Annotated in this window: 17 protein-coding genes; 15 read left to right on the forward strand and 2 right to left on the reverse strand. The window is 42.8% G+C overall.

All coding sequences use genetic code 11. The features are described 5' to 3' along the window. The first annotated feature begins 40 nt into the window (after positions 1 to 40). Positions 41 to 682 (forward strand): ABC transporter ATP-binding protein, encoded by a 642-nt coding sequence (locus HXT32_RS01225; RefSeq protein WP_422119001.1) that lies wholly within the window; start codon positions 41 to 43, stop codon positions 680 to 682. Positions 683 to 763: 81 nt separating this feature from the next. Here HXT32_RS01225 and glnA read toward each other — a convergent pair whose 3' ends face one another. Beyond that, complete coding sequence (glnA, locus tag HXT32_RS01230) at positions 764 to 2,200, reverse strand: type I glutamate--ammonia ligase (protein ID WP_004109385.1); 1,437 nt, start codon at positions 2,198 to 2,200, stop codon at positions 764 to 766. A 271-nt stretch (positions 2,201 to 2,471) separates the two neighbouring features. Here glnA and HXT32_RS01235 point away from each other — a divergent pair, with 271 nt between their 5' ends. From HXT32_RS01235 to HXT32_RS01290, 12 genes are all read left to right on the forward strand, one after another. Then, on the forward strand, positions 2,472 to 4,052 hold the full coding sequence (locus HXT32_RS01235) for an AI-2E family transporter (protein ID WP_102703225.1): 1,581 nt from the start codon (positions 2,472 to 2,474) through the stop codon (positions 4,050 to 4,052). Continuing rightward, on the forward strand, positions 4,049 to 5,275 hold the full coding sequence (locus tag HXT32_RS01240) for a glycosyltransferase family 2 protein (RefSeq protein WP_033888470.1): 1,227 nt from the start codon (positions 4,049 to 4,051) through the stop codon (positions 5,273 to 5,275). The genes HXT32_RS01235 and HXT32_RS01240 overlap by 4 nt, the downstream gene beginning before the upstream one ends. Before the next feature lie 690 nt (positions 5,276 to 5,965). Further along, complete coding sequence (locus tag HXT32_RS01245; RefSeq protein ID WP_116432019.1) at positions 5,966 to 6,871, forward strand: ABC transporter ATP-binding protein; 906 nt, start codon at positions 5,966 to 5,968, stop codon at positions 6,869 to 6,871. A gap of 14 nt (positions 6,872 to 6,885) precedes the next feature. Next, the gene (locus tag HXT32_RS01250; protein ID WP_422119002.1) at positions 6,886 to 8,538 is read left to right on the forward strand and encodes a hypothetical protein; all 1,653 of its coding nucleotides are present in this window, start codon (positions 6,886 to 6,888) and stop codon (positions 8,536 to 8,538) included. A gap of 74 nt (positions 8,539 to 8,612) precedes the next feature. Continuing rightward, positions 8,613 to 10,403 (forward strand): D-alanyl-D-alanine carboxypeptidase, encoded by a 1,791-nt coding sequence (locus tag HXT32_RS01255; protein WP_422119003.1) that lies wholly within the window; start codon positions 8,613 to 8,615, stop codon positions 10,401 to 10,403. A 46-nt stretch (positions 10,404 to 10,449) separates the two neighbouring features. Then, entirely contained in the window at positions 10,450 to 11,568 is a 1,119-nt protein-coding gene (tilS, locus tag HXT32_RS01260) for a tRNA lysidine(34) synthetase TilS (RefSeq protein ID WP_421782778.1), read from the forward strand. Continuing rightward, a complete protein-coding gene (hpt, locus tag HXT32_RS01265) occupies positions 11,543 to 12,097 on the forward strand; it encodes a hypoxanthine phosphoribosyltransferase (RefSeq protein WP_421782776.1) in 555 nt (184 codons plus the stop codon). The genes tilS and hpt overlap by 26 nt, the downstream gene beginning before the upstream one ends. Positions 12,098 to 12,158: 61 nt before the next feature. Then, positions 12,159 to 14,468 (forward strand): ATP-dependent zinc metalloprotease FtsH, encoded by a 2,310-nt coding sequence (gene ftsH / locus HXT32_RS01270; RefSeq protein WP_116431567.1) that lies wholly within the window; start codon positions 12,159 to 12,161, stop codon positions 14,466 to 14,468. Positions 14,469 to 14,739: 271 nt separating this feature from the next. Next, the gene (locus tag HXT32_RS01275; protein WP_102703220.1) at positions 14,740 to 15,975 is read left to right on the forward strand and encodes a dihydroneopterin aldolase; all 1,236 of its coding nucleotides are present in this window, start codon (positions 14,740 to 14,742) and stop codon (positions 15,973 to 15,975) included. Then, positions 15,975 to 16,475, forward strand: coding sequence for a DUF3180 domain-containing protein (locus HXT32_RS01280; RefSeq protein ID WP_102703219.1), 501 nt, complete (start codon positions 15,975 to 15,977; stop codon positions 16,473 to 16,475). The genes HXT32_RS01275 and HXT32_RS01280 overlap by 1 nt, the downstream gene beginning before the upstream one ends. A gap of 138 nt (positions 16,476 to 16,613) precedes the next feature. Continuing rightward, positions 16,614 to 18,290 carry an energy-dependent translational throttle protein EttA gene (gene ettA, locus HXT32_RS01285; RefSeq protein ID WP_422119004.1) on the forward strand — a complete coding sequence of 559 codons (1,677 nt, stop codon included), beginning with the start codon at positions 16,614 to 16,616 and terminating at the stop codon, positions 18,288 to 18,290. 296 nt (positions 18,291 to 18,586) lie between these two features. Next, the gene (locus HXT32_RS01290) at positions 18,587 to 20,410 is read left to right on the forward strand and encodes a DEAD/DEAH box helicase (protein ID WP_422119068.1); all 1,824 of its coding nucleotides are present in this window, start codon (positions 18,587 to 18,589) and stop codon (positions 20,408 to 20,410) included. A 380-nt stretch (positions 20,411 to 20,790) separates the two neighbouring features. Here the strand turns inward: HXT32_RS01290 and HXT32_RS01295 are convergent, their stop codons facing one another. After that, on the reverse strand, positions 20,791 to 21,213 hold the full coding sequence (locus HXT32_RS01295) for a DUF3052 domain-containing protein (RefSeq protein WP_012914411.1): 423 nt from the start codon (positions 21,211 to 21,213) through the stop codon (positions 20,791 to 20,793). Positions 21,214 to 21,482: 269 nt separating this feature from the next. Between HXT32_RS01295 and nrdD the strand changes: the two genes are divergently transcribed. Then, complete coding sequence (nrdD, locus tag HXT32_RS01300) at positions 21,483 to 23,900, forward strand: anaerobic ribonucleoside-triphosphate reductase (protein ID WP_422119005.1); 2,418 nt, start codon at positions 21,483 to 21,485, stop codon at positions 23,898 to 23,900. Positions 23,901 to 24,119: 219 nt separating this feature from the next. Continuing rightward, a complete protein-coding gene (nrdG, locus tag HXT32_RS01305) occupies positions 24,120 to 24,827 on the forward strand; it encodes an anaerobic ribonucleoside-triphosphate reductase activating protein (RefSeq protein WP_116431571.1) in 708 nt (235 codons plus the stop codon). Positions 24,828 to 25,663 lie beyond the last annotated feature (836 nt).

The following is a 25,663-nucleotide window of genomic DNA, read 5'->3' on the forward strand; positions in this document are numbered from 1 at the left end:
ATAAATCATATTTAAATTATGTAAAAATAAGGAGCTTATTATGTCGGATTTATTGCAATTAAAAAATGTGAAGTACACTTACGGACCTGCAAATATTGCGGTACTAAATGACGTGAATGCAGATTTCGAAATTGGCAAAATGTACAGTATCATGGGAGCTTCTGGAGCAGGAAAGTCTACTATGCTCTCGCTTTTAGCTGGATTAGATACTCCGTATAGTGGCGAAGTGCTTTTTAACGGTGAAAATATTGCAAAAACGGGATATGTTGAGCATCGCAAAAAACATATTTCACTTGTTTTCCAGAATTTTAATCTTATTGACTATTTGACGCCATTAGAAAATTTGCGATTAGTAAATTCACATGCTGATGTTCAAGTGCTAATAGATCTTGGATTAACTGAAGAAGAAGCAAATCGTAACGTCACTAAACTTTCTGGTGGTCAACAGCAGCGTGTTGCAATTGGACGAGCTTTAGTATCTTCTGCTCCGGTAATTTTAGCTGATGAACCTACTGGAAGTCTTGACCCTGCTACTACTAAAGAAGTTATTGCAATATTAAAAAATGCTGCTAGAGAGCATGGCAAATGTGTGATTGTTGTTACTCATGATTTGAAGGTTGCATCTCAAGCTGATGTAAAATACGTGCTGAAAAATAAACAGCTAACGCGACAATCTGCTTGAGCGCCAAAAAGCCGACCCCACGAAATCGTAGGGCCGGCTTTTTCGTTAGAGTAGCTTAGCTTATCTTAACTTAGCTGCAAATTAGATGTGGAAGTAAAGCTCATACTCGAGTGGAGTTGGAGCCAAGCGAGCCATATCCATTTCCTCATGCTTCAAATTCAGCCAAGTTTCAATCAAGTCGCTAGTAAATACGTCGCCTTGCATAAGGAAGTCGTGATCCTCTTCCAAAGATTGCAAAGCTTCACCAAGCGAAGAAGGAACTTGCTTAATGCCGTCATGCTCCTCTGGAGGAAGCTCGTACAAATCTTTATCAACAGGGGCAGGAGGCTCAATATGGTTAATAACACCATCCAAACCTGCCATAAGCTGAGCGGAGAATGCTAAGAATGGGTTGCATGAAGGATCCGGTGCACGGAACTCAATACGCTTAGCAGCAGGTTCTGTACCAGCAAGAGGGATACGAATAGCTGCAGAACGGTTACGAGCAGAGTAAACCAAGTTGACTGGAGCTTCGTATCCTGGAACCAAGCGATGGTAAGAGTTAAGCGAAGGATTCGTAAATGCAAGCACAGAAGAAGCGTGCTTAATCAAGCCGCCAATGTACCAACGTGCAATATCAGAAAGTTGAGCGTAGCCAGTTTCCGCATAGAACAATGGCTTGCCATCTTTCCAAAGCGACTGATGGCAGTGCATGCCAGTGCCGTTATCTCCAGCAATTGGCTTTGGCATAAATGTTGCAGCCTTACCAGCTAAAGCAGCAGTTTCATGAACCACATACTTGTATTTCATCAAATCATCGCCAGCATGAACAAGCGTATTGTAACGGTAGTTGATTTCCTGCTGACCTGCGCCGCCGACTTCGTGGTGAGAACGCTCAAGAATCAAACCAACTTTTTGCAAGTTGTAAACCATGTCATCGCGCAAATCCTGATTGTGATCTACTGGTGGCACAGGGAAGTAGCCGTGCTTTACGCGATTCTTAAAACCAATATTGTTGCTACCGTCATCTTCAGTGTCGATGCCAGAATTCCAAGGAGCTTCGTTAGAATCAACCTCATAGAAGGAGCGCTGCATGTCGTTAGCAAAACGCACCTTGTCAAAGATGAAGAACTCAGCTTCAGGGGCAAAGCTTGCAGTGTCAGCAATGCCAGTTGATTTCAAATAGGATTCTGCTTTAATAGCGACCTGACGAGGATCCCTAGAATATGGCTCATCTGTTACAGGGTCAACAATAGAGAAAGCAACATTCAGAGTCTTATGCTTACGGAATGGGTCAATATAAGCAGTGTCAACATCTGGAATAAGCTTCATATCTGATTCGTTAATAGCCTGGAAGCCTTGCATTGAAGAACCATCGAACGCCATTCCATCAGTGAAAGCGCTGTGTAAGAACTCGTCAGCAGGAACAGTAAAGTGCTGCTGAACGCCAATTAAATCAGTAAATCGTACGGATACGTACTCAATGCCTTCCTTTTCAATAAGGGCTGCGGCATCTTCTTTAGTTTGCAAAGTGGTCATGGTCACCATTCCTTTCTTAAAAAACCCAGTAATGAGTTTATGACTATGAATGCCATTTTGGATTTCAGCGACTCGAATATCTCGTTACGTTTGTGTTACATAATGTTACGTGTAGTTGCGTAGATGCGCATAATTGCAATCGTTTAGTAGGAAATAGTAGAAAATTGTAATAAATAGTAATAAATAGCGTAACTATTAAGTATTACAAAAATAGTTACCATTACATGCCGCTAATTCGCATTCATCAGTTCGCGCAGTTACAATAGTACCTATGAATTACCAAGAGCAAGAAATGCATGAATATAAGATGCATGAGCATATTAAGGAAAGTGAAAATAAGCTAGATTTAGCTTCACTTTTCCCAGCTAAAGGCGATGACAGAAGGCCGCCAGATTGGCTAGGTCGTGCACTTATTTACGTTGCAATTATTACTTTTGTGTCTATCTTCCTATGGTTCGCTTGGAATAGCATTTCATTCATTGTTTTCGATGTTGTGATTTCTATTTTTATTGCGCTCGCAATGGAACCGCTTGTTGTTCGGTTAATTAAGCATGGTTGGAGGCGAGGAGTTGCTTCTGGCTTTACGCTAACGGGCTTGCTTGTTGTAATTAGCTTGCTACTTGCTTTGTTTGGTAATTTATTTGCTCAGCAGGTTGTTTCAATGGTTATGGGCTTGCCTGATTTATACAATCAATTTGCAAATTTTGTGCTTCACTATACCGGTTTTAAAATGCCTAATATTGAGCAGCTTGGCATGGAAATTTTGAAGCATGTGCAAACATCTTGGGTTGTTGATTTTGCTGGCCAAGCACTTAACACAACATGGGGATTGATGACTGTTCTGCTTGATTTACTTACCATTATTATGGTTACGTATTACATTTCTGCAGCAGGTCCGGCTATGCGTCGTAGCATGTGCCGTTGGATGAATCCGCAATCTCAGCGTCGTTTCCTATTTATTTGGTCAGTTGTTCAAGAGCAGATTTCGAGCTTCTTATTTTCGCGAATTATTTTGGCAGCGATTAACGCAGTGGGTACCGCAATTTTTCTTATTGTAATGAATATACCGTATTGGCTTCCGCTATCCTTATTCTGCGGAATTGTTTCGCAGTTTGTGCCTACAATTGGTGGCTATTTGGGTGGAGCTTTGCCTATCTTGGTTGCATGGGGTTCCAATGGTTTTGGTGCGGCTGTTGCAACATTAATTTTTATTACGATTTATCAGCAAATTGAGAACATGGTTATTTCGCCGAAGATTTCCGAGAAGACTATGGATCTGAATCCTGCAGTAGCTTTTATTTCAGTTCTTGTAATGGGCGCTGTATTTGGTGCTCTTGGAGCATTTTTGGCTTTGCCTGTGACTGCAAGTTTGCAAGCAATTTTTAGAGTATGCACGAAGCAATATAGTTTAGTTTCTTCTCCGCTTATGAACGATCCTCACCCTGATCATACTTCTATTATTGTTCGTTGCGTTGAAGCGATTGGCCGTAAGTTCATGAATCCAATGAGTGAAAGTGTTCATCGTGTAATGAAAGGCACAAGCTCTCGCATTTCTCTGAACGAGGATATTCTATATTGGTATAAGCAAGCTTATGTGTCAGACTCTGACGATGCGAATGGTAGCAAAGTTTCTTCTAACGATTCTGATCAAACTGACGTATTGGCAACAATGCCAATTTCGCGCGAAATATTAGATGCCGTAAATAAAGATATTGCAAAGCGTAAAGTAGATTCTGAAAATAAGGATTCTTCTAAAGCAAAATTGCAAGTAGGCGAGTCTAAAATAGTAAAAAATACAAAAAATAATAAAAGTAACGTAAAAAATAATCCACGGAGCGGATGGAAGCGATGATTCTTCTATCAATATTTGATGTACTAGTAATACTTATTGGCATAAGCGGTGTTGTGTATCAAGGTGTTTGTGCTGTTGCATCTTTATTCGCTAAGCCTATTGTTTTTCCTGAAGCACCAATGGATAAGCATTATGCTGTGCTTATTTCTGCGCGCAATGAGGAAGCTGTTATAGGTAATCTTATTCATTGCATTCAAACTCAAACATATAGACAAGATTTTATTGATATTTGGCTTGTTGCAGATAATTGCACTGATTCTACTGCGCAAGTTGGCCGCAATTGCGGATGCAACGTAATTGAACGTTTTGATAAAGAGCATATTGGTAAAGGTTATGCGCTCAGCTATCTTCTCGATCATATTATGAAAATTGGTGCGGATAAAGTTTATGACGCGTACTTTGTTTTCGATGCAGACAATAAACTTGATCCGCATTATTTTGAGGAAATGAATAAAGGTTTCCACGCAGGATATCAAATTTTAACCAGCTATCGTAATTCCGTGAATCTTTCAGATAATTGGGTTTCGTCTGGCTCTGCACTTTGGTTTATTCGAGAATCGCGATTTACTAACAACTCTCGAATGCTATTCGGTTCGAGTTGCCATGCTGGTGGAACTGGATTCATGTTCTCGCGTGAGATTATGCACAGAAATAGCGGATGGAAATTCCATCTTCTTACTGAGGATCTTGAATTTACTATGGATGCTATTCTTCACGGAGACAAAGTTGGATATTGCGGTTCTGCAGTGTTGTATGATGAACAACCTGTGTCGTTTAGGCAGAGCTGGAGGCAGCGTCTTCGTTGGAGCAAGGGATTCTTGCAGGTATTTCGTTACTATGGAGCAGCTCTTATTCGACATGGTATTCGCGAAAGAGATTTTTCGTCGGTTGATTTTACGCTTATGCTTTTCCCATTTATGGTTTTGGCTGTTGCAAGAATAATACTTGGGTTTATTTTTGCTGCATTTGGATTTGTAACATGGATGAGTCAAATCTATTCAATGATTAACTTCATTACAACTACTGTTACAAGTGTTTTAGGCATGATGATATTTGTGTCGCTCACTATTTTAGTTGAACACGATAAGCTTGGTGCAACGAATAAGGAGCTGTTTGCGTACGCTCTTAGCTTCCCGATTTTTATGCTTTCGTACGTGCCTATTGCGTTCCAAGCTATTTTCTCAAAGAGCGAGTGGAAGCCGATTCAGCACACTGGTCGCTGAGTGCTCTTGCTTATTGTGGTGCGAGTTTTGGGCTGGTGTTTGACTGGCGTGTTTCTGAAGTGGCTGTGAGTGGTGGGTGTTACTAGCGCGACGACATGCTTGAGCGTAGCATTGTACGCGCGAGAGCAATTCGGAGCGTGAGCTTGCTCAAGTTGAAAGCACGGTGTGCTTTCAACGCAAGCTCAGCCGAACGGCGATTAGCCGTAAGGACAGCGCTCCACTCTTATACCTTATTTGGACTTAGCGGTTGCGTAGTTAAGTTTAGTTTTTTTACTTACTTTCTTTTAAAAATAGTATTCGTCAACAAGATTATTACTATCGTTCCGCTTTTATATTGCTCGACCAAGCAACAACCACCCCTCACTCGTAAATTCACCCACAGTTGTTTTTAGTGTGGTAGGGGTGTTTGGTGTGGCGTGCGCAGTAGCAATGATGCTAGTGTTCGCTATGAATAAATACTCAACGTCTGCAGAGCACAACTGCAAAACTTCATAAGCATGCAAACATTCAATCAGTGCGAAAAATCTCAAATCTCTACCACACGAATATGAAGGTAGCGTGCGGATAGTGCTGGCATTGCGATTGCGCAAAAATTGCGGGTATGAGATAATAGAAGCCTTGATATAAGCGTGTGATTGCGCAATTAATGTAGTGCAATGCGTGCGTTTATCTGTATACTGCGAGGTTTCTATGGTAGATTCTATTCCGTCTGAATATCCGTCCGAGTATCCGTCCGGAAATACTTTTGCTAGCAGCGTTCCAGTTTTTGGCGCAAACACTTACGACGCTACTAACGAAGATGTTCCAGCGGTTTCTATTAGCGGATTTGTTAAGACTTTTGGCAAGAAAGTTGCTGTAGATAATCTTTCGTTGAGCATTCCAGCAGGCTCTTTCTATGGATTAGTCGGCCCGAACGGTGCTGGCAAAACCACTACGATTAAAATGCTTACGGGCTTGCTTATGCCAGATGCTGGCTCAGCTTCGATTTTTGGCAACGATGTTTGGAGTGACGTAAATAGTGCTAAGCGCGCAATCGGTTTAATGCCTCAGGCCGACGAGATTTTTAAGACGATTACTGGCCTTCAGCTTTTAACTTACGCTGGCATGCTTCGCGAGATGAGCCGCGCTGAGGCTGTTCGTCGCGCGACCGACTTGCTTTCTGCATTTGACTTAACAGAAGCCGCAAACACTATGGTTTCGGACTATTCAACTGGTATGACGAAGAAAATTTGCCTTGCAACAGCTATGATTCACAGCCCTCGCGTACTTGTGTTGGACGAGCCTTTTGAGGCAGTGGACCCTGTTTCTAGCGCAAATTTGAAGGATATTCTCGCCGAGTATGTTTCTACTGGCGGAACGGTGATTATTTCTTCGCACGTTATGGAATTGGTTGAAAAAATGTGCTCGCACGTGGCAATTATTAACGAAGGTCATGTTGCGGCTGCTGGCTCTCTTGAAGAAGTTGCTCAAGGCAAGAATCTTGAAGATCGCTTCATGGAGCTTGTTGGCGGACGTCACGCAGCTGCGCGCATCGACTGGCTTAACGGCGGCAAATCTGATAACGCTCCTGCATCTTCCACCAATCTCAACGCTTAAAAGGGAAAACCGTAATGTCTATGATTTTTACCATGGTTCGCCTTCGCTGGGCGCTTACTTTTTCTGTTATGCGAAAGTCAATTTGGCAAAAAATTGGCTTTGCTATAGCAATTGTTTTTGGACTTGCGCTTATATGCGCTCTTGGTTTTGCTGGCTGGGAAACTGGCAAGTACATTAATCCAGGAATGCTTGCAGATACTAAAAATTGGCAGGAATTCCAATTGGCTCCAATAATGGTTGCGTCGATTGTGTCAATTTTTACGCTGTTTATAAACGTGTTTATGTTTGGCAGCGACACAACACTAAAATCGCGTAGTTTTGCGCTTTACGGCATTCCTTACGTAAAACAGCAAGCTGGCATGCTTCTTGGCTCTCTTTTTGGAGCGCTTTCAGTAAGCTGCACAATCGCGCTTGCTTTGTGGTCTTTAGCGTACAGAAGCTTTGGAATTGTGCCGGTTTTAGTCAGCGTAATTGCAGCTCCGCTTTACGTTGCAACAATCGTGTCTTTAAGCAAAATGCTTATTGAGATTTTAGATACTATTTTAATAAACAAGCGTTCAAGAAACATTTTTTACTTTGCCATTTTTATAGCGTACATGATTTTTGTTTCATCAATGAATACGCATAGCCCTTCGCCAAATGGAATTGCGCTAGGCACAAGTTTCTGTGCTGCGTCCGCTTTTACACCATTAAGTGCAGCTATGGCTTTGCCGCTCGATGCTATTAATGGCAATTGGCTTGCTCTTGCTATTCGCTTCCTTATTTGCGTTGTAACGATTGCTGCTTGCTTTGCAATCTCTGTATTTTGCGCAAAATTAGAGCCGAAGTTGCTTCGTGGTGAGCAAAAAACAGTTGTTAAAACTAAGGGAATCGGCTTGTTTGCAGCAGTTCCAGACAACACAGTTGGTGCGATTATTGCGCGAATTATTAGCGTTATGAGAAGAGATATGCGTCAGCTATTTTTGCTTATTGCGCCGCTTTTTATGCTGGTAGTTGCAGGAGGAAGTAGTTTTAAGGCTAAAGGATTTGATTCTCTAACAGATAACTTAGGTGTTTCTGGATGGATGATGTATGCTGCTTTGCTTATGGGCATGGTTGTTGGAAACAATATTGCTTACGATGGCACAGCTTTTACTATGCATGCGATTATTGGAGTAAAAGGTTTGCACGATCGCTTAGCGAACGCAATAGTTTGGTCAGTGATTTGCGCTGTTTATTTTGCGATTATTGGAGTAGGGGTTTACGTTTTCCTTTTCTTTGTAGCAAATGTTAAGCAAAATGTGAATGCAGTTATGTTCCAAACTCTTTGTCCAATTGGAATAGCTTTTGCTTCCATAGGCATTGGCTTAATTTCTTCGTGCATTGCAATGTACCCTGTGGCATCAATCGAAAAGCCATTTTCTAGGCCGCAAGGAAGTGCTGGCGGGCGAAGTTTTGCAGCTATAGGCTTTATGCTTCTTTCTGTAGTTTGCATGATTCCTTCGGTTGCGGCTGCGATTGCGTTTATGATTCTTGCGCCGCAACTGCTGTGGATTGCAAGCATTTTGTTTGTAGTAAACGGCTTGATTGTGCTGGTTGTTGGCGTGATTCTTGGTGGCAAAGTAATGGATAAGCGCATGATTCGCATTGTAGAAAACTTGCGCAGATTCGCGTCTATTACTGCGTAACTTACGCACGCTTTGTTGCAAGCGCAATGTATAGTTAAGCGCGGTATTTGCAATCGATTTAAAGGTGTGCTCGCATGGAAAGTAATAAAGGCTTAAACGATGCCTTAAATATTCCTAATGCGAGCACGCCAGCGCAAAGCGGCGAACCCAACAAAAGTATCGAGCCTAAACCAAGTAGTGAAAAAAAACTAAGTAGTGAATCTAAATCAAGCAGTGAGATTAAACCAAGTAGCGCACAGAAGAAAAGTAAATACGCTGCTATGGTTTTAAGAAGCCAATATCCTTCTCGTTGGCGATTGCTTATTGCATTTATAGCAGTTATAGTTAGTGCAGCAATTATTTTTACTTATTTTTTGCTTGACGTATACGATATTCTTCCTGGTCCTTTGACGTTGCGAAAACAACATTATGCTGTAACTATTTCTTCTCCTAAATCACTTTTGCGAGTTAAATCACTAGCTAAAGGCGTGACTTATGGTAAAGAAATAAATCATTCGCAAGCTCAAAAACTTATTAACGAGTTGGTTTCCGATGCTTCTATGAGTAGCAGCACTTCAGCAGTAATTATGGATGCTAATGGGCGAGTAGTTGCTTCACATGAGCCAAATGCTTTAAGAGAGCCAGCGTCAACGCTTAAAACTTTAACTGCTAGCGTAGCTTCTCGCACTCTTGACATGGGTTCAACTCTTGATACTCAAGTATTTTTGTTGCCTAAAACAGGCGGTGAACCAGAACGAGCTTCTAGTACGAATGCTAGAAAGCTTGTGCTTCGCGGCAATGGTGACATGCTTCTTGGCATTGGAGAAAACGATTGGCACCATGTCAATGGCAGAGCAGGTTTAACGACATTAGCGAGAAGAACAGCCAACGCGTTGAAGCTTGAAAATATTCACACAGTTTCTTTAGCTGTTGATGACTCATTGTTTGGCGCAAAACGTGCTCCTGATTTGATTTATGAAACAGATGTTGAACGCCGCTTTTATGCTCAAACGTCATCTTTGGCTATAGATGATGCTCGTCAGCGTGACCTTTCAGTGCAGGGTGTTGACGCTGACGCTATGACAGATTTTCCGCTTTCTGATCCTCATCCTGCTTTAAGTGTCGGTCATGTTTTTGCTAAATTATTAAGCAAACAAGGAATAGTTATAAGTAATTATTCTAATAAAACCGCTTCTGATGAAAAAAATTCCGGTTCAGGCTCGTCTGCAGATGATTCTTCTGAAAACAATAAAGATTCTGAAAATGAAGATAAATCTGCACAGTCTGAAAATCTTGTCATACCAGTAAGCGAAACTAAATCGTTAATATCATCTAATTCGCGTTTAATTGCACAAGTTTCTTCTGCACCATTAAACGAAATAATGGCATATACGCTTCGTATTTCAGACAACACATTGGCGGAAGAGTTTGGTCGTTTGACTGCGCTTGCAACTCACAAATCCAACTCTCCGGAGGGTGCAGTTCAGGCAGTAAAAGAGGGATTGCGCAAGCTCAATATCGATATACGTGGTTTGCACATGTCTGATTGCTCAGGCTTGTCTCCAAAATCAAGGTTGCGCGCAACAACGCTAGCTCAAGTACAAGTGCTTAATATTAAAGCCGATTCTGGAGGTGCTGCAGCTGCTGAAGGATTGTCTCTTCCTGGTTTAGTTGGAACAGCAAGAAAGCGTTTAGCGGATGAATCTTCTGCCGGCATGCTTCGCGTAAAGACTGGTTCTTTAAGTGAAGTTACTTCTATGGTTGGTAATGTATCTAGGAAAAGTGGTGGAGTGCTAACTTTCGCTGTTGTTGCGAACCAGCCAGCTGATATTTGGGGAGCGTTCGTAGCGATTAATAAGTTTATGGCAGAATTGCCAAAACTATGATTTATGAGTTGCAATTTAGCATTATTGGCGCGCTACACTAGAAGCTATGGTGTATTCTTCTCGCATACGCGCAGGAATTGGCGCAATCAAGCATTGTTTTGACGAACTTTCATTATGTGCACAAGACGCGCGTTTTTCCGAACATGGCAATCACGCGACAGATGTTGATGCTCCTCTGGTTCTTATTGCGTGCTCTGGAGGTAGAGATTCTCTTGCACTTACAGCATTGAGCGTGATTGTGTGCGCAAGTAGGGGTATTCGTTGCGGTGTCGTAATAGTAGATCACCATTTGCAGCCACACTCAACTGAAATTGCCAATACTGCTGCTAAACATTGTTTGCAATCTGGAATAGATGAAAAGTACGTGTATATTCAATCTGTGAACGTTGAAGATTCGGGAGAAGGCGAAGAATCTGCTGCTAGAAATGCTAGGTATCAAGCAATTATTGAGGTCGCTAAAAAGCAGCGAGCTGCAGCCGTGCTTCTAGCTCATACTGCAAATGATCAAGCAGAAACTGTAATGATGGGGCTAAAAGATTCTGCAGGTTTAGAAGCAGTTGCTGGCATGAAAGCAGTGACATTGCGTCAAAACGTGCTTTTTGCGAGGCCTCTTATTAAGCTTAGTAGAGAAGATACTACTGGTATTTGCGAGGATTTAGGCATTTCATGGTGGGATGATCCTACAAATGGTGACGATATTTCGCAAAATGAGGAACTTTCAGAAAATTATCCATTGAGATCTCGAGTTAGACACACGTTAATGCCTTATATTTCGCGATTTTTTAATGCAAATATGGTTACTTTGCTTTCTCGTGGAGCTGAAATAGCTAGAGACGATCTTGACTATATTAATTCTCAAGTTGACGAAGCTAGTTCACAAGTGATGGAATTTGATAAAAATGCGAAAACTGTTAGGTTAAAAGCTGAGAAGTTAGCGCAATATCATCCATCAATTCGTAGACGAATTATAGTGCGTGCGTTAAGTGAGCTTGGTCTGCGTTTCTCGTCAAGTCACATATCGGCAGTGGACGAACTATGTACAAAATGGCATGGTCAGAAGCCTTTTTCGCTGCCAAATTATTACGAAGCGACTCGGCTCTCGCGCAATATCGTCATTCGTTTATGCCAAGATAGTGAACATGCAAGTTGCAGATATACGAGATGACATTGACTATGAATTAATCAGCCACGAAGACCTTATGAAGCGTATTCGTGAGGTTGCAAAGCAAGTGAGCGAAGATTACAAAAATCGTAATATTTTGCTCGTAGCAGTGCTTAAAGGCGCTGTTAATACGCTTGCTGTTTTTTCTCAAGAGCTGAGCGTTAATGCGCCAATGGACTTTATGAGTTTGTCAAGCTACGGCAGTGGTACTCAAACAAGCGGGCAGATTACAGTTCGTCAAGATTTAAGCACGGACGTGCGCGGGCGTGACGTGCTGATTGTTGAGGATATTGTTGAATCAGGTCGCACATTAGCTTGGTTAGTGGATGAGCTTAAAAGCCGCGGAGCTAACAGTGTAAAAGTTTTTGCTTTACTAAGTAAGCCAGCACTACGCGAAGTAGAAGTGCAAATCGACTATTCGGGATTTGAAATTCCTGACCCATTCGTAGTCGGTTTCGGAATGGACTACGATGAGCGTTACCGCAATCTCAATAGTATTGCAGTATTAAAGCCATCAGTGTATGGTGCTTGATTTTATAGATTCTATTCAGAATTTTTATATAAATTGAGGAGTTTGAAAGGAGCCTTATTACATGGGCGCTTCTCCTATGACACCGCAAGGCCCAATGGGCGGTCCTGGGCGTGGAAATAACGGGAATAATCCGTTTTTAAATCCACGTAACCCTAGGAATCAGCGAAACAACGGTCAACAGGGCAAGAATAATAAAAATAACGAGAACAACCATAACAATCGTCGTTCCTTCTGGCAGTCGCCATGGACGTGGATTGTGCTTCTTGTGTTGCTTTCAGTTGTCGGATTCCAAATGTTTGTTCATAACGGATCGCAAACTATCGATACTCAGGATGGTATTGAGTTAGTGCGATCTCATAAAGCAAGTTATGTGGAAATTATTGACAATAAACAGTTAGTTAAGCTTACGCTTGATAGTCCGTTTAAGAAGTTCGATAAACGAAGTAAGCAAAAGCGTGACTTTGGCAAGGATGTGCAATTCTACTACGCGTATGCACAAGGTAGGTCAATTGTACAAGAAGTCGAAAAGGCGAAGCCTTCTAACGGCTGGACTGCTAGCTTACAGTCATCTAGCATTATTTCGTATTTGATTACTTCGCTTGCTCCAATATTGTTCTTCCTTGGCATGATTTGGTTCATGTTTAGCAGAATAGGCGGTGCCGGTGGAAGTATGCTTGGCATGGGTGGCGGACGTGGCCGTGGCAAGTTGCTTGAAGGTCAGACTCCTAAAACTAAGTTTGCTGACGTTGCTGGCGAACAAGCTGCTGTTGAAGAAGTTGAAGAGATTAAAGACTTCTTGAAGGATCCTTCGCGCTACAAGGCTTTGGGCGCTCGCATTCCGCGCGGTGTGCTGCTTTATGGTCCTCCAGGAACTGGTAAGACTTTGTTGGCTCGTGCTATTGCAGGTGAAGCTGGTGTGCCGTTCTATGCAATGGCTGGCTCTGACTTCGTGGAAATGTTCGTAGGCTTGGGCGCGTCTCGCGTTCGTGAACTTTTTGACGAAGCTAAGAAGAATGCTCCTGCAATCATCTTTATCGATGAGATTGATGCTGTTGGTCGTCGCCGCGGAAGTGGCATGACTGGCGGTCATGATGAGCGCGAGCAGACACTTAATCAGCTGCTTGTTGAGATGGACGGCTTCGACAACGACACTAATTTGATTATTATTGCCGCAACAAACCGTCCAGATGTGCTTGATTCCGCACTTCTTCGTCCTGGTCGTTTTGACCGTCAGGTGGCTGTTGAGGCTCCTGATTTGGAAGGTCGCGAGGCAATTTTGAAGGTTCACGCTAAGGGTAAGCCTTTTGTGCCGGATGTTGATCTTCATATGGTTGCTGTGCGCACTCCTGGTTTTACTGGTGCAGACTTAGCTAACGTGCTTAACGAAGCTGCGTTGCTTTGCGCTCGATCTGGTGCTCAATATATCGATAATCGCGCTATTGATGAGGCAATTGATCGTGTTCAAGCAGGACCTCGACGTAAGTCTAAGGGTATGGCTTTGGATGAATTGCGTAACACTGCTTACCATGAGGGTGGTCATGCGCTTGTTGCTGCTGCGTTGCACCACACGGATCCTGTTACTAAAGTAACGATTTTGCCGCGAGGTCACGCACTTGGCTACACTGCTGTGATGCCAACAAGCGACCGTTACTCGCAGTCTCGCAACGAATTATTGGATCAAATGGCATATGCTATGGGCGGACGCACAGCAGAGGAAGTTGTGTTCCATGATCCAACAACTGGTGCTTCTAACGACATTGAGAAAGCTACTGCTATTGCTCGTAAGATGGTTGTTGAATATGGTTTCTCAGCGAAGCTTGGAGCTGTTAAGTGGATGGATACTGACGAAGATTCTTCCGGTTCACTCGATTCTTTGCAACCTCGTAAGTTCTCGAATCGTACTGCTGAAGTAATCGATGAAGAAGTTCATAAGCTTATCGAAACTGCTCATACTGAAGCGTGGGAGATTATTAACAATAATCGTGACGTATTAGATGAGCTGGTTCGTCAGTTGCTCGCTAAGGAAACTCTTAACGAGAAGGAACTTAAGGAAATCTTCAGTAAGATTCGTAAGGCTCCTGAGCGTACTCTTTGGCTTTCGGACGATAGAAGACCAGATTCTGATCTTCCTCCTGTTGAAATTCCAGAAAGTTTAAAGCGCAACGTTGAAGGTAAGAATGAGCAGAGTGAAGCTTCTGAACTTTCTGAATCTTCCAATAACGCAACTTCACAAAACCAGCAGTCTGATCAGATGCCTGTTGATACGTCTATTCAGACTACTGCACCTGCTCCTCGAACTGTTATTGGAACTGTTAAACCACCAGTTAATCCGTCTACTAATCAAAATGACGGCACTCAATTTGGTGCTTAATAGTGTAAATACAGTGCTAAGAAGCAGATAAAATACAATCATTAATAAACGCTGATAACAATATAATTTATTGCTGTCAGCGTTTATTTTTATTTTTCTAAGAATTTAATAATAAAAATTAGTGTTATATGCAAAAAATTACGCATGTTGATTTATATCGAGTACAATGTATCGAAATATTAATTTTGCGTATTATAGGTAAGAGTAAAAGATAAATAAACGAATAATTGGAATTTTAAATTGTTTTTATTAGAGAGTAGAAGATGAAATTATGAATACAACCATAAGTTTGAAGGGTATTCGCCCAAGCGGTGACTCAATAGTCATTGGATTATATTCTTCTATTTACATAGATGCTGTTTTAAAAGTTAATTTGAGTAATGCATTAGACGGAGATGAGACTAACGCAATAGATATTCCTCAAATTGCTGAGCGTCTTGCTTTTATGCTTAAACGTTGCGAAAAAGATAGCGAAATTGAGGAGCATCCTGCTATAGCTTTAGAACTTATTGCTAAATCTGTTTTAAATTCTGCTATGCACACTTGGCAAATTAGTGAGGCTGATATTACTGTTCATGCTGCTTTAAGAAGCGAATATTACGGCATGAAAAGCACTGTTGACGATATTTGTGTTACTTTGAATAGTGTTTCTAGAGAAGAGTTAAATTATTCGGAACGGCGTGTAATTCCTGATTCTCTTGCGCATGTTGCTGTTCGTAGTGGAAGCGTATCAGTTGACGATCTTGAGGAAGGCGAAATAGCAGATTACTATCGTTCTCTTATTGAGGAAGATAGAAAAGAAAAGCAGCGCAAAGAAGACGAGGACGCTGCTGCAGCTGCTAAAGCTGCCGTTGATATCGCAAATTCTTTCGCGGATGATTATGAAAATAATGGAGATTCAGAGTGCTCTTGTGTCGATGAATCTAAAAGTGTCAATTATGGCAGTGAGCTTGTTAAAAGAGAAACTAAGTCTCCTTTGTTCCGTATATGTCCTACTCCGTTACAGACAACTGCAGTAATTTCTATGAAGGGTGTCGCGAAACAAGACACGCGTTCTGCTATGCTGAGAATAGTTGCAATGCTTGAGCAGGATAGAGAATCTCGCGTAGATGGCGTATCGGCACTATATGTTGCCAATATGCTTGAAGGTGATTATTACGCGGCTGTATTTATTCTGTCTTCGGGCGGTGACGAGTATGAACTGCTTCGCTTGCTTCGCGCTGTTGCTACTTTGTATAAAGATAAGGTGACTGTGCGAGTGTTGGGTACGCGTTCATATGGTGCTTCTGCTGCTGATACAAGAACTGTTGATGCAGAAAAATTGCCGCAACAACTAGCGGAAATGGTGATGGTTGACCCTAAGTCGCCTGAACTTATGCCGTGGCTGCAGATAGAGTCGGATGCTGCTTTGGATGACAACTCAGTTTCGTACTCATTAGCGTTTGCTTTTGATGCTCAAACTGTTGGGGTATACTCAGAGCAATGGCTTATAGGGGATGGTTGTTAATGAAAGCGTATCGCACACCTTGGTGGTATCTGGTACTAGGGTTACTGTTTGGCTTTGTGCTGGGCGCATTTCTAGTGTCGTCAACAGAGTCTAGTGCTATGTCGTTAGCAGGAGCTCCGTGGGTTGTTGTTGCAATTATGGTGATTGCTGGCTTAATAACTTTTGTTATGGCGTTGCAAACTCATCAAAGTGTTGCTAACAAAGATAAAAATAAGAAGCCTGTAAGTTCTCAATTTGCTGTTGCAGCTCTTATGCTGTCTAAGGCATTGGGAATGGCAGGTGCTATTTTGTCTGGCTGGTACGTTGGGCAGTTGTTAATGAGTCTGCCACACAGTGAAATAATTCTGTATAACTCTGTTGTGCGTGAATGCTCTATTGCTGGCTTGGTGTGCTTTATTGATATGGTCGTTGGGATTTTGGGCGAGTGGCTCTGCCAGATTCCGCCTGAAGATGATTCTGAGTCTGTCAATAAGTCAAATCGTACGCCAGCAACGTGCTAGTATTTGCTAGCTATTAGTTTGCGTAGTTTTATGTAAGTTGCATCTTGCTTGAATTAAGTAGGTAAAAGTACTAAACGCTTTTTACGCAAGTTGCAACAAACGCTGGAATTTCAACGTTTGTAAGGATGGTATATTACTTTGGCTGAATTTATCTATCAGATGATTAAGGCGCGTAAATCGTACGGAGATCGTGTAATTCTCGACGATGTTACTTTAAGCTTCCTTCCGGGCGCAAAAATTGGTGTTGTGGGTCCGAACGGCATGGGTAAGTCGACGCTGCTGAAAATTATGGCCGGTTTGGAAAATGTGACCAATGGTGAAGCTTCTTTGACTCCTGGCTATACGGTAGGTATTTTGCAGCAGGAACCACCTCTTGATGACACTAAGACGGTTGGCGAAAACATTAAGATGGCTTTTGGTGAGATTGCGCAAAAAGTGGCGCGTTTTAACCAAATCGGCGAAGAAATGGCTAATCCAGACGCTGATTTTGATGCGTTAATGGAAGAAATGGGTAAGCTTCAGACTGAAATTGACGCTGCAAACGGTTGGGATTTGGATTCGCAGCTTGAGCAGGCTATGGATGCTTTGCAATGCCCAGATCCGGATTCGCCTGTTTCTGTGTGCTCTGGTGGTGAAAGGCGTCGAGTTGCATTGTGTAAGCTTCTTCTTGAAGCTCCAGATTTGCTGCTTTTGGATGAGCCTACTAACCATTTGGATGCGGAATCTATTTTGTGGCTTGAACAGTTCTTGCACAAGTACGAGGGTGCTGTTATTGCTGTTACGCACGACCGCTACTTTATGGATAACGTAGCGGAGTGGATTTGCGAAGTTGACCGTGGTCAGCTTTATCCATATAAGGGAAATTACTCAACGTATTTGGAAACTAAAGCAAAGCGTATGGAAATCCAGGGTGCCAAGGATGCCAAGCTTGCTAAGCGTTTGAAGAATGAGCTTGATTGGGTGCGTAGCTCGCCGAAAGCTCGCCAAGCTAAGAACAAGGCTCGTTTGGAACGCTACGACCAAATGGAGCAAGAGGCACGTAATTCCAAGAAGCTTGACTTCTCTGAAATTCAAATTCCAGCAGGTCCACGTTTGGGCTCGCAAGTTTTGGAAGCAAAGCATATTCACAAGGCTTTTGGCGACCGTGTACTTATCGACGACTTGTCGTTTACGCTGCCTCGTAACGGTATTGTTGGCGTGATTGGTCCAAACGGCGTTGGTAAGTCTACGCTGTTCAAGACGATTGTGGGCTTGGAGCCTCTTTCTGGCGGAGAGCTTATTGTTGGCGATACTGTGAAGATTTCTTACGTGGATCAGAATCGTGCAGGATTGGATTCTAATAAGAACTTGTGGGAAGCTGTTTCCGGCGGACTTGATTTTATTGAGGTTGCAGGCGTTGAGATTCCTACTCGCGCATATGTTGCAAGCTTTGGATTTAAAGGTTCGGATCAGCAGAAGCTTACTGGTGTGCTTTCCGGCGGTGAGCGTAACCGTTTGAACTTGGCTTTGACTCTTAAGCAGGGTGGAAACTTGCTTCTTCTCGATGAGCCTACTAACGATTTGGATGTTGAGACTTTGGAAAGCTTGGAAAACGCTTTACTTGATTTCCCAGGCTGCGCTGTTGTGGTTTCGCATGATCGCTGGTTCCTCGACCGAGTTGCAACGCATATTCTTGCTTGGGAAGGCGACGACGAGAATCCTGCAAAGTGGTACTGGTTTGAAGGTAACTTCCAAGCTTACGAAGAAAATAAGATTGCGCGCTTGGGTGAGGAAGCTGCTCGTCCGCATCGCTTGCATCGTAAGCTCACTCGCTAGTTGAGTTTTGTTTTCATTTATTGGTGGAAACATTTGCCGGTGATTTTTCCGGCGTTTGCGCGACGACCTGCTTTCGCGCTTGGAGCGTAGTGCGCGAAAGTAACTCGGAGCGTGAGCTTGCATGGAAAGTCCAGTGGACTTTTTCCATGCGAGCTCAGAAGCGAGCACTTATAGTGCGAGCGTCTTGGCGCTTTTTTGACAACATTTGCCGTGATTGTGCCAGGCGTGTGCTAGGCTCGATTAGTTCACGTTTTGAAATTTAAATTTTGAATACACATATTTTACGAAAGGCTATTGTGCCGCATACTCATCATGCTGCGTTCGCCCAAAAGCGAGGCGCGAAGAATACCAAGAACGTCAAAAATACTAGGAAATCAGCTGAAAAACGCAATCCTTTTGAATATCAGGGTAGTCATAAAAATCACGGTTCTAATCATGAGTTCAATTCGCGCAGGGAGCGCAATCGCAAAGCAGAAAAAGCTCGTCAAAAAGCGCGCGAAAAAGCTTTGCGTTATGAAGAAGTAGCTATTGCGGATGCTGAACAAGATTTTGCTAAAAATAATGTTGTTAAGCATAATATTGCTAAAAATAATGTTGTTAAAAATGATATTGCAAAATCTCATAATACAAAACAAAATTCTGCAATATCTTTGCGCTCTACTTCAAAAAAGCAAAATCAAGATTCTCATAACGCAACAATTATTCCAGACTCTGCTATTGAATCTTGTGAAAATTACCGTGACGATGTCACTTTTGCGCAACTTGGCGTTCCAGAGCCTTTAGTAGAAGTGTTGCGTGCGGATGGGAAAACCACTGCATTTCCAATTCAACAAGCAACGCTTCCCGATTCCTTACAAGGTGCGAATATCTTAGGGCGAGGTCGCACAGGAAGTGGTAAAACATTAGCATTTTCTATTCCACTTGTTGCGCGTTTAGCTGAGAATTTTGTTGATTTAATTCATTCTGATAAAAACCGTAAGTCGCGCGAGTCTAATGAAATTCCTGCTCCTAGAGCAATAATTCTTGCTCCAACTCGTGAACTTGTGCATCAAATTGATGACGTAATAGCGCCGCTTGCTGCAGCTTATGGCATGCGTACTGTGACAGTGTATGGAGGCGTGAGATACCAGCGCCAGGTATCGCAACTTAAGCAGGGTGCGCAGATTGTGCTTGCTTGCCCTGGTCGTTTGGAAGATTTGCTGCGTCAGGGAGCACTTACGCTTGAAAAAGTGATGGTTAGTGTGCTCGACGAAGCAGACGAAATGGCGGATATGGGATTCCTTCCTGCTGTTACTAGACTTCTTGAGCAAGTTGCGCCAGATGGTCAACGCATGCTGTTTTCTGCAACGCTTGATAAGCAAGTTTCTACATTGGTTGAGCGTTTCCTTCCAAATGCTGTTGTTCATGCTGTGGATGATGCTGATTGCCAAGTTGACACTATGACGCATCATATTTTTGCTGTGTCTGCAGGGGATAAATACGAAGTTTTGCGAAAGCTTGCTTCTGGAAAGAAACGTTCTATATTCTTTACGCGCACGAAATATCAAGCGAAGAATATGGCGAAAAAATTTGTGCAGCAAGGTATTCCTGCAGTTGATTTGCAAGGTAATTTGTCGCAGAATCAGCGAGATCGTCATTTGGCTGTGTTCGCTGAAGGCTTGGTGCGCGTGCTGGTTGCTACGGACGTTGCTGCGCGAGGTATTGATATTAGCGACGTTGCATTAGTTGTGCAAACTGAGCCTCCTGAGGATCCTAAGTCTTTCTTGCATCGTTCGGGTCGCACTGCTCGAGCTGGTGAAGAAGGCGATGTCGTAACTCTTGTGCTTCCTAATCAGAAGCGCGCTGCTCATATGATGCTTCGTAAGGCTGGAATTCATGCGAAAGCTGAGGATGTGAGTCCTTCTTCATCAGTTCTAGATGAGATTGTTGGTGAAGCTGCCGAGCTTCAAGAAGGCTGGAGTATGCCGGAGCCGGAGCAGCAGAAGCGTAAAGGTCGCGGTCGTGGACGCGGTGGACGCGGGCGCGTACGTGGGCAACGCGGTGAACGCAGCGAACGTCGTTGGCACGGTAAACGTGGCGAACGTGGTAGTCGTGTTCATCGCTTCGGTCGTGAGTTTTAGAAACAAATGCTGTGTGTTTTACAGCATTTGTTTTCGTTTTCACTACTTTTGATAACATTCGCCAGTGATTTTCCGGCTTTTGTTTTCGCTTTAGTTTTCTTGTCTGTTGTGGTGCAAGGCTGTGATATTTTTCTCCTCGCGCTTTTTATTTGCGTTATTCTTGTATTTTTGTCTATTTCGCCGAATGATTATGTGTTTTCGACAGAATTGCCCTATGTTTTATACATAACATCAACTGGTTTGGTGTTTTCGACAAAACAGCAGCAATACTACAAAAGTAAGTAGCAAGTTGGCAAGCAATAAGCAACTTAGTAATCAGTTAATCAGCCTGTTAAGCAAGTCAACAGTCGGTTAAACTAGTTAAGCCAATTAGCAAATACTTATTTAGATTGACCTTTACCAAATGCGCGCAGTTGAACGCCGTTCCAGTCAGTGCTTACGGTTAACGGAGTGGCTGCGTTCATGCCAGCTGTTTTTGCTGCAGATTGAACGGTACTAGAACTTGGGGAACCTTCGCGACCTGGTTTTGGAGTAAGAACCCACATAGGAGCGTCATTGTCAAGCATATTTGTGGCATCCATAATAGTGTCTGCGAGCTCATCTTCGTCGTCGCCGTCGCGCCACCAAATAATCACACCATCAACAGCAGCGTCGTAATCCTCATCTACCAACTCTTCGCCGGTAAGTTTCTCGATGCTTTCGCAAATTGTTTCGTCAACATCGTCATCCCAGAGCCATTGTTGGACAATGTCTCCTGGTTGGAATCCGAATTCCTGTGCATGCTGAAAAGCTATCTGTTCCACGTGATTTAATATATCAAAGCGTCACGAAGTGCGCACATTTAACGGCGTGTATTCAGTAATTTATCGTTTATCAATTACGACACACCAGGACACGCCGCAAAAATCGCGATTGTGACATAAATCACTATATATAGGTGGTTATCTTTGCGTCTTGCCCTAGATATTGTGCATGAGTTGGGTTATAGTAGAGCGAGTTGTTAGAAATAGTTCCCATGTTTGCAACGAGAGATTTTGCTAGAAGGAACAGTGTTTGAGAAAGGTCTGTACCGATGCAGGTTTTGGAAGAAACTGCTGTCACAAGCGCAGAAAATTGTACGGATGATGTAGTTGAAGTTCCAGTTTCTCGCGTGCAGGTCGAAAAGCGCGATGGTCGCGTAGTTGATTTTGATCCGCTGAATATCATTATGGCAATCAAGGCTGCTTTTAAGGATTTGGGCAAGGAAGTCGGTCCGCAAGAAGAGCAGTTGATTCGTAATATTTCTGATCATATTGAGGCTGAAATTCAAGATCGTTACAATGGTCCGGCGAAGATTGAAGATATTCAGACCTTGGTTGAGCATAGTCTTATTGAAAATCACCTTTATGAGGTTGCTCGTTGCTACACGAGCTACCGACTGAACCGAGATATAGACCGCGCTAGAGCTACTGATATCAACGAGGCTGTTAACCGTCTTGTAAATCGTGATGAGTCTCTTGTTCGTGAAAACGCAAATAAGGATTCTAATGTTTATGCAACTCAGCGTGATCTTCTTGCAGGTGCTGTTTCTAAAGCTTCTGCGTTCTCTATGCTTCCTCACGCAGTTTCTAACGCTCATATGAAGGGTGATATTCACTTCCATGACGCTGATTATTCGCCATTTACTTGCATGAGCAACTGCTCGCTTCCTGATTTTGGCGATATGCTTGCTAAGGGATTTGCTCTTGGTAATGCAATGATGGATAGTCCAAAGTCTATTGGTACTGCTGCAACTCAGGTTACGCAAATTATTAAGGATATTGCTGGCGCGCAATACGGTGGTCAGACTGTTAATCGCGCTGACGAAATGCTTGAGCCTTACGCTAAGTGCGATTACGACAAGAATCTTGCTATGGCACACGCAATGATTCCTGATTCCACGCCAATTCAAGTCGCAAAAGATATGATTGACGGCTTGAAGGCTCAGGAGCCTAAGAATCTCCACTGCTTGGACAGGGATCCACTGCCTGCTGATACTCCTTTTGATGAAAATTTGAGCGAGCTTGATCAGCTTCGTGAAATTTACGCAAAGATTATGACGCGTAAGGCTATTTACGACGCTATGCAAACTATGGAATATCAAATTAATTCCAACCGCGTTTCTAACGGTCAGACTCCGTTCGTAACTGTTGGCTTTGGCTTGGGTACTTCTTGGTTTGCTCGTGAAATTCAGCGCGCTATTTTGCTTAACCGTATTCGTGGTCTCGGCAAAGATCGTCATACTGCAATCTTCCCTAAGCTTGTGTTTACTATTAAGCACGGTGTTAACGCGGACGCTGGCGACCCGAACTACGATTTGAAGCAGCTTGCGCTTGAGTGCTCTACAAAGCGCATGTACCCAGACGTTGTGTTCTACGAGAATATTGTTAAGATTACTGGATCCTTCAAGGCTCCTATGGGTTGCCGTTCGTTCCTTCAGGGTTGGATTGATCCAAAGACCGGCAAGGACGTTGAAGATGGCCGTATGAATCTTGGCGTTGTAACTGTTAACATGCCACGTATTGCTCTTGAATCTCACGGCGATGTGACTCGCTTCTGGAAGCTTTTCGACGAGCGTATGGAAGTAGCTCACCAAGCTTTGCGATTCCGTATTATGCGTTGCAAGCAGGCAACTCCTGTAAATGCTCCAACGCTGTTCCGTTACGGTGCTTTTGGTCGTTTGGAAGCTAACGAGAGTGTGGATCAGTTGTTCCGTAATGAGCGCGCAACTGTTTCTCTTGGCTACATTGGTTTGTACGAAACTACGGCCGTGTTCTTCGGCAAGGATTGGATGCAAGATCACAGCTGGAATGAGGAAGGCAAGGAGTTTGCGCTTTCTTTGGTTCGCCGCATGAATAAGCTTTGCCAGCAGTGGTCAAAGGCGGAAGGTTACCATTATTCCGTTTACTCAACTCCTGCTGAGTCTTTGACTGACCGCTTTAACCGCATGGATCGCCAGAAGTTCGGTCGCATTGAAGGCGTAACCGATCACGACTTCTACACTAATTCCTTCCATTACCCTGTTTGGTTGCAGCCAACTCCTATGGAGAAGCTTCGCTACGAGGTAGACTTCCCGTATCTTGCTTCCGGCGGTTTTATTAACTACTGCGAGTTCCCATGTTTGCAGGCGAATCCTAAGGCTTTGGAAGCCGTTTGGGATTACGCTTACAAGATTGGCATTGGTTACTTGGGTACGAATACGCCAATCGATCATTGCTTCGTTTGTGGTTTCCAGGGCGATTTTGAGCCGACTAAAGAAGGCTTCCGTTGCCCGGAGTGCGGCAATAGTGACCCGGATAAGTGCAATGTGACTAAGCGCACTTGCGGCTACTTGGGCAATCCTGTTCAGCGCCCAATGGTTCACGGTCGTCACGAAGAAATCGCTCACCGCGTAAAGCACATGTCTGGCGAAACTGGTCACGTGACTCTTAACAACGGTGAGTCTCGCGAATGGTATGAGGAAACAAAATAAACTTAGCTAATTAGCTATGTTGAAACTTAGTAAAATAAGTATGACTAGATAATTTAGCTAAATCAATAGCTTTTCTTGTGTTTGTTGTTTGGTGATAATCTGGCCGTTAGAAATGTATTGCGTTTTGTGATTGCACTTTCTAACGGCTGGATTTATTTTATTTTCGCAAATTTGGTTGTTTATTTTTAGTTGTTTATTTGGTTTGAAAGGGGGTTGGATATGGCTCGCATGAGTTTGCACGATTTTGCGCCTGCAGATGTGAATCGTGGACCGTGGATTCCTACCTCTCTTTCAAATAACCCTCGCGCAGGACAGTGGTCTAGTGAGCGCATGAGTCAGGGCATGGTTGCCGATTACAAGCGTTTTTTGATGACAGACGGCGAGGGAATTCGCTGCTCGCTTTACGTCTCCGGTTGCCCGTTCCATTGCGTTGAGTGCTATAACGAGTCGATTTGGGATTTTCGCGCTGGGCATCCTTATACTCAAAAGCTTGAAGATCAAATTATGGAAGATTTGGCGCAGCCTTATGTGCAAGGATTGACTTTGCTTGGCGGCGAGCCTTTGCTTAATACTGGCATTTTGCTGCCTCTTTGCAAGCGTATTAGGAAAGAGTTTGGCAATACAAAAGACATTTGGAGTTGGACTGGATACACTTGGGAAGAGCTTATGCGCCCAGGGGAGACGCCTGATAAGCTTGAGCTTTTGCGTTACATTGATATTCTTGTTGACGGCCGTTATATGAAAGATTTGCACGATTCGCTTTTGCAATTTCGTGGCTCTAGTAATCAACGAATTATCGATGTGCCAAAGTCTCTGGAAAATCCGCAAAATCCTCCTGTAATCTGGGAAAAGCTTCACGATCAGGAGCGTTTTATTCCGTCGATTTACGGAAAAGACCGCGCGCAAGGCGAAGGCGACGCTTCGTAATCCTATTGAATGCGCCACTCATACGATATATTTAACAATGTTTGTGGACGATTATAAGAATGCATACATATACACATGTTAAGCTAAATATAATTAACCTAGTAACATCTGTATTGCAAACTGTCAAAAGAATTATGCTAACTATGCTCATAAATACTGTAACTAAACGATATACAGTTGGGTATGTTTTTTCTTTGCATAAATATAAAAGATAGATTAGTAATATTAATAGGACGAATGCTTGAATGGTGAGACTAACAGTATTAATACAAGTGTTATCGTCTTTTAAGTCCTTCAATTGTTTAAAGAAATAAATAGCTGACGAAATATAACAAAGCAGCGTTATTGGCAGTAGAACTATGTGTTTGCTGTTCATATTGTTCCTCACATAATTGTTGATATTAATGTGGAAATTCTCACTGCAAGTCGACACGAATGCCTTTCTGCTGTGCTACAGCGCCAACTATCTTTGTGTTACTCATAAGTTTCTTCTTGGGTGTTGGCTTGAACTTGCAATGATAGTAAAAAAGACATGGATAATGCTACTGAGCAAGTAAGTATTCTATTAATAGCTTTTTTATATTCATGACAGTACCTCTTTATACATGCGAATATACACTTTTTCATTATATAATTTTTTATAAGATGAAATCAATCGTTGTTTATAATTTGAATGTGTAGAAGCACTTTTTCGTATGTGATTTGTCTGTATACTACTATGTCAAAGATTCATCTATTTATGCATTTGGTAATGAAGTAACTCAATACGGAAATGCGCCATGCGCAATAATTCAAATATGTATTTGAAGAAGTGATATTATTAAACCTACACATGA

This window comes from Gardnerella sp. DNF00747 (assembly GCF_049262675.1).
GTDB lineage: Bacteria > Actinomycetota > Actinomycetes > Actinomycetales > Bifidobacteriaceae > Bifidobacterium > Bifidobacterium swidsinskii.

What these genes read in the sequence shown, in the direction of transcription:
- HXT32_RS01225 (WP_422119001.1), top strand. Translation starts at nt 41, where the DNA reads ATGTCGGATTTATTGCAATTAAAAAATGTGAAGTACACTTACGGACCT.
- glnA (WP_004109385.1), bottom strand. Translation starts at nt 2,200, where the DNA reads ATGACCACTTTGCAAACTAAAGAAGATGCCGCAGCCCTTATTGAAAAG.
- HXT32_RS01235 (WP_102703225.1), top strand. Translation starts at nt 2,472, where the DNA reads ATGAATTACCAAGAGCAAGAAATGCATGAATATAAGATGCATGAGCAT.
- HXT32_RS01240 (WP_033888470.1), top strand. Translation starts at nt 4,049, where the DNA reads ATGATTCTTCTATCAATATTTGATGTACTAGTAATACTTATTGGCATA.
- HXT32_RS01245 (WP_116432019.1), top strand. Translation starts at nt 5,966, where the DNA reads ATGGTAGATTCTATTCCGTCTGAATATCCGTCCGAGTATCCGTCCGGA.
- HXT32_RS01250 (WP_422119002.1), top strand. Translation starts at nt 6,886, where the DNA reads ATGTCTATGATTTTTACCATGGTTCGCCTTCGCTGGGCGCTTACTTTT.
- HXT32_RS01255 (WP_422119003.1), top strand. Translation starts at nt 8,613, where the DNA reads ATGGAAAGTAATAAAGGCTTAAACGATGCCTTAAATATTCCTAATGCG.
- tilS (WP_421782778.1), top strand. Translation starts at nt 10,450, where the DNA reads ATGGTGTATTCTTCTCGCATACGCGCAGGAATTGGCGCAATCAAGCAT.
- hpt (WP_421782776.1), top strand. Translation starts at nt 11,543, where the DNA reads ATGCAAGTTGCAGATATACGAGATGACATTGACTATGAATTAATCAGC.
- ftsH (WP_116431567.1), top strand. Translation starts at nt 12,159, where the DNA reads ATGGGCGCTTCTCCTATGACACCGCAAGGCCCAATGGGCGGTCCTGGG.
- HXT32_RS01275 (WP_102703220.1), top strand. Translation starts at nt 14,740, where the DNA reads ATGAATACAACCATAAGTTTGAAGGGTATTCGCCCAAGCGGTGACTCA.
- HXT32_RS01280 (WP_102703219.1), top strand. Translation starts at nt 15,975, where the DNA reads ATGAAAGCGTATCGCACACCTTGGTGGTATCTGGTACTAGGGTTACTG.
- nrdD (WP_422119005.1), top strand. Translation starts at nt 21,483, where the DNA reads ATGCAGGTTTTGGAAGAAACTGCTGTCACAAGCGCAGAAAATTGTACG.
- nrdG (WP_116431571.1), top strand. Translation starts at nt 24,120, where the DNA reads ATGGCTCGCATGAGTTTGCACGATTTTGCGCCTGCAGATGTGAATCGT.